Below are 18,649 nucleotides of genomic sequence, written 5' to 3'. Positions count from 1 at the left end.
GAAGAAAACCTGGAGCACCAGGGTGAAGACGTCGACGTGCTGCAGCAGGTCAGATCAGGTGGCAGCCACCGCGTCGATGATCGTTCTGTTCATCACTACACGGCCAACGGTGGTGAGCAGATAACGGGTGATCAGGGCACCGTCTTCATCGAAGCGGTCGCGGCGATACTTCCACTGCTCGATGCGAGTGCCATCGCTGAGGGTCTCCTCATGCACGGGGGCGTCGCCCTCGTCATCATCATCGACCTCACCGCTGAAGCGCACCCAGACCCACTGGTGCAGTTTGAGGTGGCGCTCATCAAAAGCGTTGATCACATCGTTGAGACCGGCATAGGTGCGGCTGCGGTCGCCGAAGCTGGGCTTGCTCTCCTTGCGATCCACGGCCGTTAGGTAGTAGATCCCCAACACCATGTCCTGGGACGGCGTGATGATCGGCTCGCCGGTTGCTGGCGAGAGGATGTTATTGCTGGCCAGCATCAACATGCGCGCCTCGGTCTGGGCCTCGATGGCCAGGGGCACGTGCACGGCCATCTGATCACCGTCGAAGTCGGCGTTAAAGGCGGGGCAGACCAGCGGGTGGAGCTGAATGGCGCGACCATCCACAAGCTTGGGCTCAAAGGCCTGAATGCCGAGCCGGTGCAGGGTGGGCGCGCGGTTGAGCATGATCGGGTGGCCTTCGATCACCTCCTGCAGCACCTGCATCACCTCGTCATCGGCCCGCTGAATCAGCTTCTTGGCCGCCTTGATGTTATTGACGATGTTCTGGCGGATCAGCCTGTGGATCACGAAGGGCTGGAACAGCTCGATCGCCATTTCCTTGGGCAGACCGCACTGGTGCATCTTGAGCTTGGGACCCACCACGATCACGGAACGACCGGAGTAGTCGACCCGCTTACCCAGCAGGTTCTGACGGAAGCGACCCTGCTTGCCCTCGATGATGTCGCTGAGTGATTTCAGCGGCCGGTTGTTGGCGCCCACCACGGTGCGGCCACGGCGGCCATTGTCGATCAGGGCATCGACAGCCTCCTGCAGCATCCGCTTCTCGTTGCGGACGATGATTTCCGGCGCGAGGATCTCCTGCAGCCGCGCCAGGCGGTTGTTGCGGTTGATCACCCGGCGGTAGAGGTCATTGAGATCGCTGGTGGCGAAGCGACCGCCATCGAGCTGCACCATCGGGCGCAGATCAGGGGGGATCACCGGGATCGCATCGAGCACCATCCAGTCAGGACGGGCGTCGGTGGCGATGAAGTTGTCGATCACGCGCAGGCGCTTGATCAGCTTCGCCCGCTTCTGGCCCTTACTGCCGGCGATGTCCTCGCGCAGCTGCTCGGCGATTTCAGTGAGGTTGAGATCTTCGAGCAAGCGCTTAAGCGCCTCGGCACCGATGCCCACCTCGGGCTCATTCTCGATCTCAGAATCTTCGGCATAGATCTGATCCTCGATCTCCAGCCACTCGTCTTCGGTGAGCAGCTGCTTGTAGGTGAGGTCCTTGTGGTCGCCCGGCTCGAGCACCACATAGCAGTTGAAATAAACGATTTGCTCCACATCCCTCAGGGGCATGTCGAGCAGAATCGCCACGTAGCTGGGGATTCCCTTGAGGTACCAGACGTGGGAAACCGGAGCCGCCAGCTTAATGAAGCCCATGCGGTGACGCCGCACCCGGCTCTCGGTGACCTCAACACCGCAGCGCTCGCAGACGATGCCGCGGTGACGCACCCGCTTGTACTTGCCGCAATGGCACTCCCAGTCTTTGGAGGGGCCAAAGATCTTCTCGCAGAAGAGCCCGTCCATCTCGGGCTTGAGGGTGCGGTAGTTGATCGTTTCCGGCTTGGTCACCTCACCGACCACCTGACCATTGGGCAGGGTGCGCTGACCCCACTGCATGATCCGCTCCGGCGAAGCCAGAGTGATCTTGACGTAGTCGAAGTGGTTCTCGGTGCGGGAGTTGCTGTTGGTCATGGCCGAAGGGCGCGCGGACGTCGAGGGAAACGGTGAAGCTCAGGGCGTGGATTCAATCGTCGTCGTAATCCGCGACGCCGAGGGATTCATAGGTTGGCCGGTTGGGGGTGCTGCGGCGGGGATTGACGTCCTGCATCAGATCAACCTCGGTACCGTCATCGGTGTAGACAGCGATATCCAGACCCAGTGACTGCAATTCGCGCATCAGCACCTTGAAGGATTCCGGTGTGCCGGGGCGGGGAATCGGCTTGCCCTTGACGATGGCGTTGAGCGCCTCGTTGCGTCCCTGCATGTCGTCGGACTTGACGGTGAGCAGCTCCTGCAGGGTGTAGGCGGCGCCGTAGGCCTCCAGTGCCCAGACTTCCATTTCGCCGAGCCGCTGGCCGCCCTGCTGCGCCTTGCCGCCCAGGGGCTGCTGGGTGACCAGGGAGTAGGGGCCGGTGGAGCGGGCGTGGATCTTGTCGTCCACCAGGTGCACCAGCTTGAGGATGTGGGCATAGCCCACGGTGACGGGCTGATCAAAGGGTTCGCCGGTGCGGCCATCAACAAGCTGGATCTTGCCGGGATTCTCGGGGTCGTAGACCCAATCCTTACCGGGCAGGCTGGCGGCCTCCTCCAGATACTTCTGGACGGTGTTCTTGGAGGTTTCGTTACCGTGCATCTCATCGAACGGCACCACCTTCACGCGGCAATCCAGGTGCGCCGCGGCCCAGCCCATCAGGCACTCGAAGACCTGACCCACGTTCATCCTTGAGGGAACCCCCAGGGGATTGAGAACGATGTCGATCGGAGAGCCATCGGGCAGATAGGGCATGTCCTCCCGGGGAAGGATGCGGCTGATGATGCCCTTGTTGCCGTGGCGGCCGGCCATCTTGTCGCCCACCTGGATCTTGCGCCGCTGGGCCACATAGACCCGAACCACCATGTTCGCCCCCGGCGGCAGCTCATCGCCCTGCTCGCGGGTGTAGATGCGCACATCCACCACCCGGCCGCGCTCGGTGCTGGGCACCCGCAGGGAGTTGTCACGCACATCCCGGGCCTTCTCACCGAAGATCGCCCGCAGCAGCTTCTCTTCCGGCGGCTGATCCGACTCACCCTTGGGAGTGACCTTACCAACGAGGATGTCTCCGGACTCAACATAGGCGCCAATACGGATGATGCCCATCTCATCGAGATTACCCAGGCTTTCTTCCGCCACATTGGGGATCTCACGGGTGATCTCCTCCGGGCCGAGTTTGGTCTGGCGGGCCTCGATCTCATACTTCTCGATGTGCACCGAGGTGTAGAGGTCGTCCTGGACGAGCCGCTCACTGACGAGGATCGCATCCTCGTAGTTGTAACCTTCCCAGGGCATGTAGGCGATCAGCACGTTCTGACCCAGGGCGATCTCACCGCCCTCACAGGCCGAACCATTGGCCAGCACCTGGCCGGCGATCACCGAGTCACCCTGGCCGACAATCGGCCGCTGGTTGAGGCAGGTGTCCTGGTTGGAGCGCTGATACTTCTGCAGGTGGTGGATGTGATCGGTGCCCTGCTCATCGCGGATCACAATCGCCGTGGCATCTACGAAGGTGACGGTGCCATTGACCCGGGTGATCGGCACCATGCCCGAGTCACGAGCCACCTGGGTTTCCAGGCCCGTACCCACCAGGGGCCGCTCGGGCCGCAACAGCGGAACAGCCTGACGTTGCATGTTCGAGCCCATCAGGGCCCGGTTGGCATCGTCGTGCTCCAGGAAGGGAATCAGCGACGTGGCCACCGAGATCACCTGGACCGGTGAGAGTTGGACGTAGTCCACCTGCTCCGGAGGCACTGTTTCAAAGTCCTGGCGGTAGCGAACGGGGATCAACTCAGCCAGGATGCGACCGTCGGCGTCGGTGGCCACATCACCAGGGGCCACGCGGCACTCGTCTTCAAGGTCGGCGGAGAGGTAGATGGGATCGCCCTGCTTGTGGACAAATCCGTTCTCCACTTTCCAGAAGGGAGTTTCAATGAAGCCGTATTCATTGACGCGGGCGTGAGTGGCCAGCGAACCGATCAGGCCGGCGTTGGGACCCTCTGGAGTTTCGATCGGGCAGATGCGGCCGTAGTGGGACGGGTGAATGTCGCGCACGGCGAAGCCGGCCCGCTCACGGGTGAGGCCGCCTGGGCCAAGCGCGCTGATGCGCCGCTTGTGGGTCAGCTCCGCCAGGGGATTGGTCTGGTCCATGAACTGGCTGAGCTGGCTGGAGCCGAAGAACTCCTTGATTGCCGCCACCAGGGGCTTGGGGTTCACCAGCTGAGCGGGGGTGAGCGATTCGGTCTCACCGACCGTCATGCGCTCCTTGATGATCCGCTCCAGCCTGTTGAGGCCGACGCGCACCTGGTTCTGCAGCAGTTCTCCGACGGAGCGCACGCGGCGGTTACCGAGGTGATCGATGTCATCGAGGGAGGCCCCGCCCACATCAAGCTCAAGGTTGATCAGGTAATCGATCGTCGAGAGCACATCCTCAGCGGTGAGGGTGCGCACGGCATCGGGAATGGTGAGCCGCAACTTCTTGTTGATCTTGTAGCGGCCGACCCGACCCAGGTCGTAGCGCTTGGGATCAAAAAAGCGGCTGTGCAGCAGTTGCTGTCCCCCACTGACAGAAGGGGGCTCACCTGGACGCAGCTTCTTGTAGAGCTCCAGCAGGGCCTGGTCCTCTGAAGAAATGCCTTCGTCATTGGCTGCTTCAATCGACTTCTTGTAGTACTCCGGATGACGGAGCTTGTCGAGCACATCGTTGTCGGAGAGACCGATGGCCCGCATCAGCACGTGGGCGTTGATCTTGCGGGTTTTATCGACACGAACGTGCAGGAGATCATTCTTGTCGGTTTCAAACTTCAGCCAGGCGCCACGGTTGGGGATCAGGCTGGCATTGAAGGTTTTGCGGCCGTTCTTGTCCTGCTCATCCTTGAAGTAGACGCCAGGGCTGCGCACAATCTGGTTGACGATCACCCGCTCGGCGCCGTTGATGATGAAGGTGCCGCGTTCGGTCATCAGCGGCAGTTCACCGATGAAGACTTCCTGCTCCTTGATCTCACCGGTTTCCTTGTTCACCAGCCGGCAGGTGACATACATCTGCGAGGCAAAGGTAGCGTCGCGACGCTTGGCTTCCTCGACGTCGTGGCGGGGCCGCTTCAGGCGGTACTCGGTGCCAACGAAATGCAGCTCAAGCTTCCCGGTGTAGTCGGTGATCGGCGAGAAGCTGTCGAGCTCCTCGATCAGACCCTTTTCCAGGAACCACTTGAAACTTGCCCGCTGCACCTCGACCAGATCGGGCAGGTAGGTGACGGTCTTGGCGACCTGAATCGCGCTGCTCATGCGGGAACCTGCAGGAACGGGTGAGAAGGTGGATGGGCTGCGACGGCGGGAACACGCCTGACGCTGCTGACTGCCGCAAGGACAGCCGAAGGCATGGCAAGGGAATCCCCGAGAGAAGGGAAATACCTCGCCGTGTTCACGCTGATGACACTCGAATCGGAGCTGCCGACCTCGACAATGGTGCGCTCACGCTACCTGGCCAATAAAACATCATACACTATGGGCAGTGGATGATCCAGGAAGGCCAAACAGGCGTACCGCATTGGCGGTGGAATCGGCCGCTACCCGCTCCAGGGGCTCGCCCCTGAGTTCCGCCATCCGGCCGGCCACGGAAGCCACGAAGGCGGGTTCGTTGCGCTTGCCGCGGCGGGGCACCGGTGAGAGGAAGGGACAGTCGGTTTCCACCAGGTAGCGATCGGCCGGCACCTGCTGGGCGCAGGCATGGGTGTCGAGGGCCTTGGGGAAGGTGACCGTTCCGCTGAAGCTGATGTGAAGCCCCAGCTCCAGAAACCCCTCCATCTCCTGCGGGGTGCCGCCCCAGCAGTGCATCACCCCCCGGGGACAGCGTCCCTGGGACTGACGCTGGCGCAGCAGCTCCAGCATCGGCGCGGCGGCATCACGGCAGTGAATGATCACCGGCAGATCCAGCTCCACCGCCAGATCGAGCTGGGGGCCAAGGACCTCCAGCTGGCGGTCGAGCTGGGAGTCGCGGAAGAGATCCAGTCCCAGTTCACCGATGGCCACCACGCGCTGGTCGTCGAGGGCAGCCTGGCGCAGCACCGCCTTGGTGCCTGAATCCCAGTGCTCGGTGTCGAGCGGATGGACCCCCACCGAGTAACGCAGCTCGGGGAAACGATCGGCCAGGGCGCGGATCGGCGCGATCTGGGAAGGCTCGACGCAGGCATGCAGCAACGACACCACCCCGGCTTCGCGCCAGCGCTCAGCCACCGCATCGAGGTCGGCCTCGAAGGTGCTGAACACCACATGGCAGTGGGAATCAACCAGCGCCGGGAGCGCGGTGGCCACAGCGGGCTTGGTGTGGACGGTCATGGGGACGGCCGGCCGCTCAGGCGTTGCCGGCAATGGGCTCGATGGCCTGCTTGACGGCGGTGCTGAGCCGCGATTTCTGGTTGGCGCCGGTGTTGCGGTGGATCACCCCGCACTTGACCGCCTTGTCGATCTTGCTGAAGGCGGCGTTGAGGCTTGACTGGACGGCGGTTTTGGTGTCCTCGTCGGGCGCCTGGGTGTAGGTGGCTACCGCCGTGAAGCAGCGCTTCATCAAGGTGCGCACCGCCGACTTGTAGGTGCGGTTCTGCAACCAGTTGCGCTCGGCAATCAGGATGCGCTTTTTCGAAGACTTGTTATTGGCCACAGGCGGGTTCAGCGCTGAATCAGCAGTTGTCGATCTTACCCTCACAGGCTCGCTGGCCTGGGGGCGGCCCTAGCGTGGCTCATTGATTGAGCGGCACTGCAGGCCGCCATCGCGATTGCCCGTGCCGAACACCCTGAGCGACCCCGCCCCAGCCCTGGCCATCGAGCTCCTAGAGGACCTCGATGCGGCGGCGGCCAGGCTGGCCGGCATCGCTGGACGCACCAGCGGCGGCGCCAGCCGGGACGCCGCCGCCACGGTGGAGACCATCATTGAGCAGGTGAAACGCGACGGCGATCACGCCCTGCTGGAGCTGAGCGAACGCTTCGACGGGGTCCGCCCGGACCCCCTGCGCATTCCCCGCGAGGAGCTCGCGGCCGCCTGGAAGGACTGCCCCTCCGACCTGCGCGGGGCCCTGGAGCTGGCCCAGCGGCGCATCCTCGATTTCCACCAGCGCCAGAAGCCCCGCGACCTGGAGGTTACGGGCGTTCACGGCGAACGCCTCGGGCGGCGCTGGCGGCCAGTGGCCACAGCCGGGCTCTACGTGCCCGGAGGGCGGGCCTCCTACCCCAGCACCGTGTTGATGAATGCCATTCCGGCCCGGGTGGCCGGGGTCAAGCGGGTGGTGATGGTGACGCCGCCGGGGCCCCAGGGCCAACCGGATCCCACGGTGCTGGCCGCCGCCCACCTGGCCGGGGTCGAGGAGGTCTACCGGGTCGGTGGGGCCCAGGCCATCGCCGCCCTGGCCTACGGCACCGAATCGATCCCGCGGGTGGATGTGATCAGCGGTCCGGGCAACCTCTACGTGACCCTGGCCAAAAAAGCCGTGTATGGACAGGTGGCGATCGATTCGCTGGCCGGCCCCAGCGAGGTGCTGGTGATCGCCGACCAGAGCGCCGATCCCGATCACGTGGCCGCCGATCTGCTCGCCCAGGCCGAACACGACCCCCTGGCGGCGGCGATCCTGCTCACCACCAGCGCGGCCCTGGCGGCGGCGGTGCCCAAGGCCCTGGAGCAGCAGCTGCGCCACCACCCCCGGGCGGAGCTCTGCCGCACGGCCCTGCAGAACTGGGGACTGATCGTGCTCTGCCCATCGCTGGAGGACGCCGCCCGCCTCAGCGATCAGTTCGCACCCGAACACCTGGAGCTGCTGGTGGAGCGGCCGGAGCCCCTGGCGGGACGGATCGAGAACGCCGGGGCCATCTTCATCGGCGCCTGGAGCCCAGAGGCCGTCGGCGACTACCTGGCGGGCCCCAACCACACCCTGCCCACCTCAGGCACCGCCCGTTTCTCCGGCGCCCTCAGTGTGGAAACGTTCATGCGTCACACCAGCCTGATCGCCTTCAACCGCCAGGCCCTCGAGGCCACCGGACCGGCGGTGATCACCCTGGCCCAGAGCGAGGGGCTGCACAGCCACGCCGATTCAGTGCGCCGCCGGCTCAACTAGCTGAGCCGCCCGAGCTCGAAGCGCTGCTCAGGCGCGCTCCAGATCCCGCACCCGGGGCTCCCCATCAACGATCTCGCCCACCAGCACCTGGTCGGTGAGGCCCACGAACAGCCCGTTTTCCAGCACCCCCGGCAGGTTGTTGATGGCCTGCTCCAGGGCCGGTGGATCGGCGATGCCACCGGCGAAGCGCAGATCCAACACCAGATTCCCCTGGTCGGTCACCACCGGGCCTGCCTTCCTCACAGCCATACGCAAATCACCGGTGGCGCCCATCGCCTCCAGTTCCGCCTTCACCTGACGCCAGGCGCCGGGCAGCACCTCCACCGGCAGGAGGAACTCCAGGTTGAGGCGCTCCACCAGCTTGCTGGAATCCACCACCACCACGAAGCGATCGGCCCGGCGGGCCACCAGCTTCTCCTGCACGTGGCAGGCCCCGCCCCCCTTGATCAGCTGGAAGGCGGGATCCACCTCATCGGCACCATCGATCGCCAGGTCGATGCGGGAGACGGCATTGAGGCTCTGCAGGGGAATGCCCAGCTCAGCGGCGAGCACCTCCCCCTGGAACGAGGTGGTCACCCCGGTGATGCCGGAGAGTTCGCCGCGCTGCAGCCGGGCGCCCAGTTCCCGGATCATCAGGGCGGCGGTGGAGCCGGAGCCCAGGCCGACCACCATCCCATCGCGAATCTGATCGACGGCGGCGGTGGCCACGGCCAGCTTCATCCGGTCCTGCAGCTCGGCCATGGGGAGTGGAACCAGGGGGGTTGCGACCGTAGCAAGCTGATGGCTGAATTCCTGCAGAACCCAGCTGGCGCAGGGCCCCTCAGGAGGCCCGCGGCAGTGCGGCGGGTCGGATCGAGAGCTGCAGTTCGCGGTTGCCCCGCACTACCTTCAGTGGCAGGGCCTCGCCGACCCTGGAGGCCTCCACCCGCTGCAGCAGGGCGGCGGGACTGGTGACCGGCTGGTCGGCCGCCGCCACCACCAGGTCGCCGCGCCTGAGGCCGGCGGATTCAGCCGGACTGCCCTGCAGCACTCGCTGCACCAGCGCACCATCGCGCTCGGGCAGCTGCAGCACCGCCTCCGGGTCGCGGTTGTTGTCGCGGGCGCGGCGGGCCGTGAGCGGCACCAATTGCAGGCCCAGATAGGGGTGAACCACGTCAGCGCCGGTGCGCAGCTGGTCGGCCACTCCCCGCGCCAGGTTGATCGGAATGGCGAAGCCCAGGCCGGCGCCGGGGCCGGAGCGCACCAGGGTGTTGATGCCAATCACTTCACCGGCGGCATTGATCAGCGGTCCGCCGGAATTGCCCGGGTTGATGGCGGCGTCGGTCTGGATCAGGTCGAGGCGCTTGTCGGCGAAGCCGAGGCTGTTGATGTTGCGGTGCAGGCTGCTGACGATGCCGAGGGTGACCGTGCGCTCCAGGCCATAGGGACTGCCCAGGGCGATGGCCCAGTCGCCCACCTCCAGGGCTTCGGAGTCGCCCAGGGGGGCGGCCTTGAGGCCCCGGGGAGCCTCGATGCGCACCACCGCCAGATCGGTGACGGGATCAGCGCCCACCACGGTGCCATCAAGCTGGCGGCCATCGGCGAGGGTGACCTCCACCTGATCCACCCGCTCGACCACGTGGGCGTTGGTGAGCACCAGCCCCTTGGCGTCGATGACCACACCGGAGCCCTGACCCCGCTCCCGGCTGCTGCCGGCCGGGTCGCCGAAGAGATCCCGCAGCAGCGGATCCAGCAGCGCTGGATCAAAGGCCTGGCGAGGTACCTCCCGCTCGGTGTCGATGCGCACCACCGACGGGCTGGCACGGCGGGCCGCCTCAGCAACGAAGTTATGGGCCGGTGCAGCCGCAGGCGACGAAGCAACGACCGCAGCGGCGGTGGCAGGGGGCAGCTCGGGGGTGAGCGCCAGGGCGCGGACGGGGAGGCCCAGGGTCAGGCCGATCAGCAGCAGCAGCAGTGCCAGCCGCTGGCCGCGCCCCCACCAGCATCCGCCACCCAGCCAACCGCTGCGCGGGGCCTCATGCGAAACCAGGGGGGGGGCGTGCAAAGGACTGACCATGGCGCCGAGGCTAGGTCTCTGAAACGTCTGCCGCTGGCTCCAGCCAGGGCGACCAGCGCAGCAGGCGCTGGCTCCAGCGGCCATCGGGGTGGAGCTCCAGCAGCCGGCCCCCGGGATCCTGCCCACGCCCCAGCGGACAGGGTTGCACCGCCTCGAAAGCACAAAGCGTGGAGGGACAGGCCAGCACGGGGAGGCCCGGCTCAGCCCCAAGCAGCCCCTGCCAGTGCTGGTGGACATGGCCGCAGAGCAACATCGCCGCTGAGGAGGTCTCCTGAAGGATCGCGGCCAGCTCGGGGCCATCGCGCAGGCCGATGGCATCAAAGCCCGGGTCACCGATCGGCAGGGGCGGGTGATGAACCGCCACCAGGGTGGGGGAAAGGTCGTGGTGCAGGCACTGCCGCAGCCAGGTCCGTTGGCCAGCCCCGAGCCAGCCGCCGCCATCACCGCAGCGGTGGCTGGAGAGCAGCAGCAGGCGCCAGGGGCCCAGCCGCAGGGCCGTGGGTGCCAGCGCGGCGTGGCGCCCCAGGACCGCCTGCAGCAGAACCGGGTGATCGTGATTTCCTGGCAGCAGCGCCAGGGGCAGACCCGAGGCGGTCAGCAGGTTGCGCAGCTGCACATAGCCGCCCCAGCTCTCGTCCTGGCAGAGATCACCACTGATCAGCAGCAGATCCGGTGGCGCGCTCAGCTGCGCCATGGCCTGCTCCAGGCCATGGCGCAGCTGAGCGAAGGGAGTGCGGCCCCTGTAGCGCCCCTGCCCCTCGCGCAGCAGATGGGGATCGCTGAGTTGCAGCAGCCTGAGCGGATCGGCGCCTGGTGCCCGGGCCTCGACATCCGGCTCAGAGATGGGGACCCGCTCTTGAAGGGGTCGCAACAGAGAGCGCCATGGAGGGGGGACTTCACCCTAAGTTGCCGCAACAGCGCTGCCAGACCATGGCCTCGATCCCTCCCGGCACCCGTGTGCGATGTGCCCTCTGCCAGGTGGAGATCCAGGGCATGGTGGGCGGCCAGGATCAGGTGATGTTCGGCCAGGGGGGGCCTGGCACCCGCGCCAAGCTCTGGGCCAGGGTCTGCCAATACGTCAGGGAACCCCAACGCTGCCTCAACCAGGACCAGGCGATCCTGGGCGAGATCGGCGCAGACGATTTCTACGGTGAGGCCCCCAGCCTCGGTCTGCTCGATGCCCCCGGCAGCGCCACTCCGCCGGCCTGAGTCAGCCGAAGCCGGGGCCTGCCGTGCCGGCTTGTACGCTCAAGTTCATGCCCGGCGGGCATCACCCTGACATTCAAGTGCGGCCCCCGGGCAGCCTTGGGCTCGGGGGCAGTTTTCTGCAGAGGCCGGTCGGGCGTCCGACTCGCTCTCTCCAGCTCCGCCGGTGCCCCATCCACTCATCCCCGATCTGGAGCGCCTGGTCTGCCCGCTCGCCGAAGCTTCCGGTCTGGCGGTGCAGGGGGTGGAGATCCAGGCCCAGCGGCTGCCACTCACCCTGGTTGTCCAGATCCGCCACGCCGACGGACGGGACGTCAATCTCGATGACTGCGCCGCTTTCAGCGGTGTGCTCGGTGAGGTTGTCGAAGCCAGCGAGCTAATGCCCCAGGCCTATGTCCTGGAAGTCAGCAGTCCAGGAATCGGCGAGGAGCTGCTTGACGACCGCGACTTCCACAGTTTCCGCGGGTTCCCCGTGGCGGTGTGCTTTCGCGATGGCAAGGACGCCGAGACCACCCGCGAAGGCCTATTGCTGGAGAGGGACGCTGAGCACCTCCAGCTCAATCTGCGCGGCCGCATCAGTCGGATCCCCCGCTCTGATGTGATCTCCGTTCGCCTGGTCACCCCCACCACGGGCTGACCACCGCTCCGTGACCAACCCCCTCATCCCCCCTTTTTTGATCCGATGGCACTCGTTCTCCTCCCCGGTCTGCAGAACCTGATCGAGGACATCAGTGAGGAGAAGAAACTTCCCACCCAGGTAATTGAGGCGGCCCTGCGTGAGGCCCTCCTCAAGGGGTACGAGCGCTATCGCCGCACCCTCTATCTGGGCATCAGCGAAGACCCCTTCGAGGAGGACTACTTCAGCAATTTCGATGTGGCCCTCGACCTCGATGAGGAGGGCTATCGAGTGCTGGCCAGCAAGATCATCGTCGATGAGGTGGAGAGCGAAGACCACCAGATCGCCCTGGCCGAAGTGCAGCAGGTGGCGGAAGACGCCCAGATCGGCGACACGGTGGTGCTGGATGTCACCCCCGAGAAAGACGACTTCGGCCGTATGGCCGCCGCCACCACCAAGCAGGTGCTGGCCCAGAAGCTGCGGGACCAGCAGCGCCGGATGATCCAGGAGGAGTTCGCCGATCTCGAAGACCCAGTGCTCACCGCCCGGGTGATCCGCTTCGAGCGTCAGTCGGTGATCATGGCCGTGAGTTCCGGCCTGGGTCGGCCTGAGGTGGAAGCGGAGCTGCCCAGGCGCGACCAGCTTCCCAACGACAACTACCGGGCCAATGCCACCTTCAAGGTCTTCCTCAAGGAGGTGAGCGAGGTCGCCCGTCGCGGCCCGCAGCTGTTCATCTCAAGGGCCAATGCCGGTCTGGTGGTGTACCTGTTCGAGAACGAAGTGCCGGAGATCCAGGAGGGTTCGGTGCGGATCGTGGCCGTCGCCAGGGAAGCCAATCCCCCCTCCCGTGCCGTGGGCCCCCGCACCAAGGTGGCCGTCGACAGCGTCGAGCGGGAGGTGGATCCAGTGGGGGCCTGCATCGGGGCCCGGGGTTCCCGCATTCAGCAGGTGGTCAATGAACTGCGCGGCGAGAAGATCGATGTGATTCGCTGGTCGCCCGATCCGGCTCAGTACCTGGCCAATTCCCTCAGCCCCGCCCGCGTCGAGATGGTGCGGCTGGTGGATCCGGAGGGGCAACACGCCCATGTGCTCGTTCCCCCCGATCAGCTCAGCCTGGCCATCGGCCGCGAGGGCCAGAACGTGCGTCTGGCGGCACGGCTCACCGGCTGGAAGATCGACATCAAGAACGCCTCCGACTACGACCAGGTCACGGAGGACGCCAGGGCGGCGGAGCTGATCGCCCTGCGCGAGGAGGACGAGCGGCAGCAGGCCGAGGCCGAAGCTCGCCTGGCGGTTGAGCAGGCCGCCCGAGCCGAGGAAGACGCCCGCCTGCGGGAGCTCTACCCCCTGCCCGAGGACGAGGATGGCTACGAGGGCTATGCCGAAGCCAGGGAGGCCGAGGCCGCCTATGAGCCTGAGCCTGAGCCTGAGGCTGCAGCAGAAGCCATGGCCGAAGTGGAAACCGTGGCCGTGGCCGCCACTGAAACCGTGGCCGTGGCCGCCGTTGAGGCTGACGCTGATGCCGAAGCGGATGCCGAGGCCGAACTGCGGTGAGCGGGGGAGTGGTGCTGCGGCGCTGTGTGTCCTGCCGGGAACGGCGGGATCGTCGGCTGCTCTGGCGGATCATCCGTCAGAGCAGCGATGGGGTGGTGCTGGACGGGGCCACCACCAAGGCCATGGGCCGCTCGGCCTATGTCTGTCCCTCCAGCCGCTGCATCGAGGACGCCAGGCGGCGCAAACGTCTCCAGCGCGCCCTGCGCTGTCAGGTGTCGGATTCCATTTACGCAGCACTGGTGGAACGGCTGAGCGAGTCACACGCTGCAGCCTCTGAGGCAAGATGAACAGTGGCCGCACCGCGCGTGGGGCTCGGCGGCACTTGGTGCCCCGACCGATCGGAGATCTGAATGACCAGCAGCGGCAAAGTCAGAATTTATGAGCTGTCCCGGGACCTTGGCCTGGAGAACAAGGACGTGCTCGACGCCGCTGAGAAGCTGTCCATTGCGGTCAAGAGCCACAGCAGCTCCATCAGCGATGGGGAGGCCGAGCGCATCCGCAGCCTGATCAGAACCCCCGGCAACGCGCCCAGGAACGCACCCAGCAACGGTGGTGGGGCCCAGCTGGCCCAGCCTGTGCGGCCCGCACCCCCGGCGGGCGAGCCGGCGAAGGCCATCCTTTCGCTCAAGAAGGCAGCCCCGTCGGCCCCAGCCGCTCCTGCTCCGCCCTCCAGTGCGGCCGCTCCGGCTGCCGCCGCCAAGCCCAAGCCGGCCGTCAGGCCGGTGAGCAGCCCCCAGAAGCCAGCCGCCCCCGCCGGCAAGCCAGTCATTGTCAAGCCGGCCCCCAGGCCGGAGATCGTGGCGCAGGCTCCCGCCAACACAGCAAAGCCGGCGGCCCCCAGCCCACCACCGCTGGTGAGGAAAGTGGTGCCTCAGGCCGCTCGACAGACCCCCACCACCTCCGCGCCAACTGCTGCGGCACCAGCCCGGCCGGCGGTGCCGCTCAAGCCGGCGGGTGTCCCAAGCCGACCACCAGCCGCGCCGGTGAGCAAGCCGGAGCCACCCCAGGTGCGCAAGCCCGCTCCGGCTGCGGCGCCCAGTCTCACCCCCAGTCCCCGGCCGGCGACGAGCCCCCGGCCCGTGCCCCGCGACAGTGCACCAGCCCCCTCCCGTCCGGCCTCGGCCGCGCCCCCAAGGCCTGGCGCACCTGCACCCGTGCGGGCAGCAGCCGGCTCCGCCCCCGGCCGGCCGCAACTGGTGGGCCGACCCCAGACGGCCCAGCCCGGCACCAGCAACCGACCGGCACCTCCTTCGGGTCGCCCGGCCCTGAGTCAGCGGCCCGCCGGTGCGCCTCAGCGGCCCCCCCCGCAGGTGGGCCGCCCCACCCAGGCCCGCAGCCCCCTGGAGCTGGTGGGTAAACCGATCCGCCGCGACGACGCCGCCCCCGGTGGCGGCACCCGACCCGGAGCTCCCGTGCGTCCCGGCATGCCCCAGGGCATGCGCAAGCCTGTGGCCCCCGGTGAGCTGATGCAGCTGCAGAAGCCCGGCAGCCGCCCAATCGCCGCGCCACCCCGGCGGCCCGAGCGCAGCGAAGGCGGTACCGATCCCAGCCGGCCCACAGCCACACCCCCCTCGGCGCCGCGCAAACCGGCTTTCCGCACACCCCAGGCCGCAGGGCCTGGCCGGGCACGGCGCCCAGAATGGGACGACAGCGCCAAGTTGGAGGCCCTGCGCAGCAAGTCGCCCCAGAAGCAGCGCCAGAAGGTCCACATCATCGGCGACAACGATGATGCGCTCACCGCCGAAACCGGCGGCTTCGCCGGCGAGCACGAGGCGATGGTGCTCCAGGCCAGCCTGGCCCGTCCGTCGCGGCCCCGCACTCGTCCCACCACACCGGGCGCCAAGCCCGTGGTGGCGATGCGCAAGCGCAAGAAGGAAACCACCCGCCAGAGGCAGCGGCGTCGCGCCATGGAACTGCGCGCCGCCCGCGAAGCCAAGGCCACCCGGCCCGAGATGCTGATCGTGCCCGAGGGCAACCTCACGGTGCAGGAGCTGGCCGACCGCCTCGGTGTGGAGAGCTCCGAGATCATCAAATCCCTCTTCTTCAAGGGGATCATCGCCACGGTCACCCAGACCCTCGATCTCTCCACGATCGAAACGGTCTCCGATGAATTCGGGGTGCCTGTGCTCCAGGACGACGTGGAGGAGGCCGCCAAGAAGACGGTCGAGATGATCGAGGCCAGCGATTTCGATCACCTGATCCGCCGTCCGCCGGTGGTCACGGTGATGGGCCACGTCGACCATGGCAAGACCAGCCTGCTGGATGCCATCCGCAAGACCCGTGTGGCGGCCGGGGAAGCCGGCGGCATCACCCAGCACATCGGCGCCTACCAGGTCACGATTCCCCACTCCGGCGAAGACCGCAGCATCACCTTCCTCGACACCCCGGGCCACGAGGCCTTCACCGCCATGCGCGCCCGGGGCACCAAGGTCACCGACGTGGCCGTGCTGGTGGTGGCCGCCGACGACGGCGTTCGTCCCCAGACCCTCGAGGCCATCAGCCACGCCAGGGCGGCGGAAGTGCCGATCATCGTGGCGATCAACAAGGTGGACAAGGAGGGCGCCCAACCCGAGCGGGTCAAGCAGGAACTCTCCGCCCTGGAGCTTGTCGCTGAAGACTGGGGCGGCACCACGGTGATGGTGCCGGTGAGCGCCACCAAGGGCATCAACATCGACAAACTGCTGGAGATGATCCTGCTGGTGACGGAGATCGAAGACCTCCAGGCCAACCCGGACCGGATGGCGAAGGGCACCGTGATCGAGGCTCACCTCGACAAGGCCAAGGGTCCTGTGGCCACCCTGCTGATCCAAAACGGCACCCTCAAGGCCGGCGATGTGTTGGCGGCCGGGCCCGTGCTCGGCAAGGTTCGGGCCATGGTCGACGACTCGGGCAAACGGGTCAAGAGCGCGGGTCCTTCCTCGGCCGTGGAGGCCCTCGGCTTCAGCGAGGTGCCCACCGCCGGTGATGAATTCGAGGTCTACACCGACGAGAAGACCGCCCGCTCGGTGGTGGGAGACCGGGCCAACGAAGCCCGTGCCACCCGCCTGGCCCAGCAGATGGCCTCCCGCCGGGTTTCACTGGCGTCCATGTCAGGTCAGGCCAGCGAAGGGGAGCTCAAGGAGCTCAACCTCATCCTCAAGGCCGACGTCCAGGGCAGTGTCGAGGCGATCCTCGGATCACTCGAGCGGCTGCCCCAGGGCGAGGTGCAAGTGCGGGTGCTGCTCTCCGCCCCAGGGGAGATCACCGAAACCGACGTGGATCTGGCCGCCGCCTCCGGTGCCGTGATCGTGGGCTTCAACACCTCGATGGCCTCCGGAGCCAAGCGGGCCGCCGATGCCAATGGCGTCGACGTGCGCGACTACGACGTGATCTACAAGCTGCTGGAGGACATCCAGCTGGCCATGGAGGGTCTGCTGGAGCCGGAGCTGGTGGAGGAGTCCCTCGGCGAAGCGGAGGTGCGCCTGGTGTTCACCATCGGCAAGAGCGCCGTGGCTGGGTGTTATGTCACCAGCGGCAAGCTGCAGCGCAACTGCAAGGTGCGCATTCAGCGCAACAAACAGGTGGTATTCGAGGGCGATCTCGATTCCCTGCGCCGCAACAAGGACGACGTCAAGGAGGTGGCCACGGGCTTCGAGTGCGGCATCGGCTGCGATCGCTTTGCCAACTGGCAGGAGGGCGATCGGGTGATGGCCTACAAGCTGGTCACCCAACGCCGCACCCTCAGCACCTGATGTGAACCCCCGCAGCGAACCCCTGCTCTGGCTGCAACTGCTCGGACTGGCCGCTATCCCAGCCGAGCTGCTGGCCGTGGCGCTGATCCTTGCGGGGGCCGATCCGGGCCCGGTTCCAGGCATCGAGCGGCTGTTGCTCTGGGCGCTGGGGGCACTGCTGCCGGCCCTGCTGCTCTGGCAGCGGCCGGCCGATTGCTGGTCGTTGCTGCTGCTGCAGACACCGGCCCGAGGCCGCCGTGAGGATCAGCGGAGGCTGAGCGCCCTGCAATCGCCTCTGCCCGTGCGCCTGCTTACGGTCGCAGCGGCGGCTGGGTTGCTGCCGGCACTTTGGCGCCTTGACCTCCTCTCCCCCCAGCTGGCGGCCATCGCCCCCCTACCGGAGGCGTCGCGGCTGGTCACGATCCTGCTGACCCTGCCGCTGCTGGCCGTTTTGGTCTGGCAGTTCCAGCAGCTGCTCCAGGCCATCTGGCTGCTCAGCCGCAGCGCGGAGCAGCTGGAGGGCACCCCCACCATGGCCCCAGAGGTGCTGGCACGGGAGCGATTGAGCCTTGGACTGCCCCTGCTGCTGCCCGCTCCCCTAGAGCTCCCCTAGCCCAGTCCCAGCCCACACCACAGCCCGGGGCGGAGCTCCCCAACGCTTCAGCGGTCGCGCCAGAGCAACAGGCCAAAGCCGATGAAGGCACTGAGCTGGATCAGCAGATCCCCTGAAGTCACCTCCGAGCCGGCCGATGAGCGCATGGCCATGGCCGCCAGGCCGATCCCACCCGAAGCGGTGAGGGCAAACCAAAGGGCCCGGCGCAGGCCCTTCCAAGGGGACTTGGCTTCGGCCAGAAGCCGCTCCCGCAACTCGGGATCCAGGGGCGCTGGCTGAGGCTCGGGCTTGGGCCGGGTCGATGGCATGAGCCAGGGGCCTGTGGAACCCCTCAATGCTAATTTCATTCGGATGCCGGTGTAGCTCAGTTGGTAGAGCAACTGATTCGTAATCAGTAGGTCGTCGGTTCAAGTCCGATCACCGGCTTTTCAATCCAGAAAGATTCAGCAACCACTCCAGCGATCGAGAGCGCAGAGGATTTAAGGCGCAGATTGCTCAAGGCGCATAGTGCTTGGAGTTCAGCTTGCCGGCCGGGTATCCCCGGGTTTGGCGGGGGTTGTTCGCTGGTTGGCCGCCCAGCCTTCATGCTCTCGAGAGACTGCAGACTCGGATCAAGAAATCTGCTGAACTGCCCATAAAAAAAGCCCCTGCAGAAGCAGGGGCTTTCAGTGTCTTGATTGCTATCGCTGGTGATGCAGGGGTTGGGCCCGTAGACCCACCGCTTGCATCAGCCGATCGCAGGTGCGGTCAGCGCCACGGGGGTGGCTTCAGTGGAA

General features: G+C 66.6%; 15 protein-coding genes and 1 tRNA gene. 8 read left to right on the top strand and 8 right to left on the bottom strand.

Annotation, left to right across the window (positions count from 1 at the left end; genetic code table 11):
• Positions 1 to 54: 54 nt before the first annotated feature.
• From KBY67_RS07850 to rpsT, 4 genes are all read right to left on the bottom strand, one after another.
• Positions 55 to 1,959: a DNA-directed RNA polymerase subunit gamma gene (locus tag KBY67_RS07850; protein ID WP_255110472.1), complete on the bottom strand. Its 1,905-nt coding sequence runs from the start codon at positions 1,957 to 1,959 to the stop codon at positions 55 to 57.
• A gap of 52 nt (positions 1,960 to 2,011) precedes the next feature.
• The gene (gene rpoB / locus KBY67_RS07845; RefSeq protein ID WP_255110471.1) at positions 2,012 to 5,302 is read right to left on the bottom strand and encodes a DNA-directed RNA polymerase subunit beta; all 3,291 of its coding nucleotides are present in this window, start codon (positions 5,300 to 5,302) and stop codon (positions 2,012 to 2,014) included.
• A gap of 210 nt (positions 5,303 to 5,512) precedes the next feature.
• Entirely contained in the window at positions 5,513 to 6,352 is an 840-nt protein-coding gene (locus KBY67_RS07840) for a TatD family hydrolase (protein ID WP_255110470.1), read from the bottom strand.
• Between the two features lie 16 nt (positions 6,353 to 6,368).
• Positions 6,369 to 6,674 (bottom strand): 30S ribosomal protein S20, encoded by a 306-nt coding sequence (gene rpsT, locus KBY67_RS07835; RefSeq protein ID WP_255110469.1) that lies wholly within the window; start codon positions 6,672 to 6,674, stop codon positions 6,369 to 6,371.
• 121 nt (positions 6,675 to 6,795) lie between these two features.
• Between rpsT and hisD the strand changes: the two genes are divergently transcribed.
• The gene (gene hisD / locus KBY67_RS07830; protein WP_255110468.1) at positions 6,796 to 8,118 is read left to right on the top strand and encodes a histidinol dehydrogenase; all 1,323 of its coding nucleotides are present in this window, start codon (positions 6,796 to 6,798) and stop codon (positions 8,116 to 8,118) included.
• A 27-nt stretch (positions 8,119 to 8,145) separates the two neighbouring features.
• Here the strand turns inward: hisD and rpiA are convergent, their stop codons facing one another.
• From rpiA to KBY67_RS07815, 3 genes are all read right to left on the bottom strand, one after another.
• Positions 8,146 to 8,859, bottom strand: coding sequence for a ribose-5-phosphate isomerase RpiA (gene rpiA, locus KBY67_RS07825; protein ID WP_255110466.1), 714 nt, complete (start codon positions 8,857 to 8,859; stop codon positions 8,146 to 8,148).
• 79 nt (positions 8,860 to 8,938) lie between these two features.
• Entirely contained in the window at positions 8,939 to 10,174 is a 1,236-nt protein-coding gene (locus tag KBY67_RS07820) for a trypsin-like peptidase domain-containing protein (protein WP_255110465.1), read from the bottom strand.
• A gap of 10 nt (positions 10,175 to 10,184) precedes the next feature.
• Complete coding sequence (locus KBY67_RS07815) at positions 10,185 to 10,967, bottom strand: metallophosphoesterase (protein ID WP_255110535.1); 783 nt, start codon at positions 10,965 to 10,967, stop codon at positions 10,185 to 10,187.
• 137 nt (positions 10,968 to 11,104) lie between these two features.
• Between KBY67_RS07815 and KBY67_RS07810 the strand changes: the two genes are divergently transcribed.
• From KBY67_RS07810 to KBY67_RS07785, 6 genes are all read left to right on the top strand, one after another.
• Positions 11,105 to 11,383: a hypothetical protein gene (locus KBY67_RS07810; RefSeq protein WP_255110463.1), complete on the top strand. Its 279-nt coding sequence runs from the start codon at positions 11,105 to 11,107 to the stop codon at positions 11,381 to 11,383.
• Positions 11,384 to 11,546: 163 nt separating this feature from the next.
• Positions 11,547 to 12,017 carry a ribosome maturation factor RimP gene (rimP, locus tag KBY67_RS07805; protein ID WP_255110461.1) on the top strand — a complete coding sequence of 157 codons (471 nt, stop codon included), beginning with the start codon at positions 11,547 to 11,549 and terminating at the stop codon, positions 12,015 to 12,017.
• A gap of 45 nt (positions 12,018 to 12,062) precedes the next feature.
• A complete protein-coding gene (nusA, locus tag KBY67_RS07800; RefSeq protein WP_255110459.1) occupies positions 12,063 to 13,550 on the top strand; it encodes a transcription termination factor NusA in 1,488 nt (495 codons plus the stop codon).
• Positions 13,547 to 13,837, top strand: a complete 291-nt coding sequence (locus tag KBY67_RS07795; RefSeq protein ID WP_255110457.1) for a YlxR family protein — start codon at positions 13,547 to 13,549, stop codon at positions 13,835 to 13,837. The genes nusA and KBY67_RS07795 overlap by 4 nt, the downstream gene beginning before the upstream one ends.
• A gap of 63 nt (positions 13,838 to 13,900) precedes the next feature.
• Positions 13,901 to 17,281, top strand: coding sequence for a translation initiation factor IF-2 (gene infB, locus KBY67_RS07790; RefSeq protein ID WP_255110455.1), 3,381 nt, complete (start codon positions 13,901 to 13,903; stop codon positions 17,279 to 17,281).
• 1 nt (position 17,282) lies between these two features.
• Positions 17,283 to 17,873 (top strand): low-complexity tail membrane protein, encoded by a 591-nt coding sequence (locus KBY67_RS07785; RefSeq protein ID WP_255110453.1) that lies wholly within the window; start codon positions 17,283 to 17,285, stop codon positions 17,871 to 17,873.
• A gap of 47 nt (positions 17,874 to 17,920) precedes the next feature.
• On the opposite strand, the gene KBY67_RS07780 is transcribed toward KBY67_RS07785, so the two are convergent.
• Positions 17,921 to 18,181 (bottom strand): DUF3493 domain-containing protein, encoded by a 261-nt coding sequence (locus tag KBY67_RS07780; RefSeq protein ID WP_255110452.1) that lies wholly within the window; start codon positions 18,179 to 18,181, stop codon positions 17,921 to 17,923.
• 45 nt (positions 18,182 to 18,226) lie between these two features.
• On the opposite strand from KBY67_RS07780, the gene KBY67_RS07775 reads away from it, so the two are divergent.
• Positions 18,227 to 18,299: transfer RNA gene (locus KBY67_RS07775), tRNA-Thr, on the top strand.
• The last annotated feature ends 350 nt before the right edge of the window (positions 18,300 to 18,649 follow it).

Source organism: Synechococcus sp. RedBA-s, assembly GCF_024345495.1.
In the GTDB taxonomy this organism is placed as follows: domain Bacteria; phylum Cyanobacteriota; class Cyanobacteriia; order PCC-6307; family Cyanobiaceae; genus Regnicoccus_A.
The sequence above is the reverse complement of the archived record's forward strand: the minus strand, read 5'-3'. Positions and strand labels throughout refer to the sequence as shown.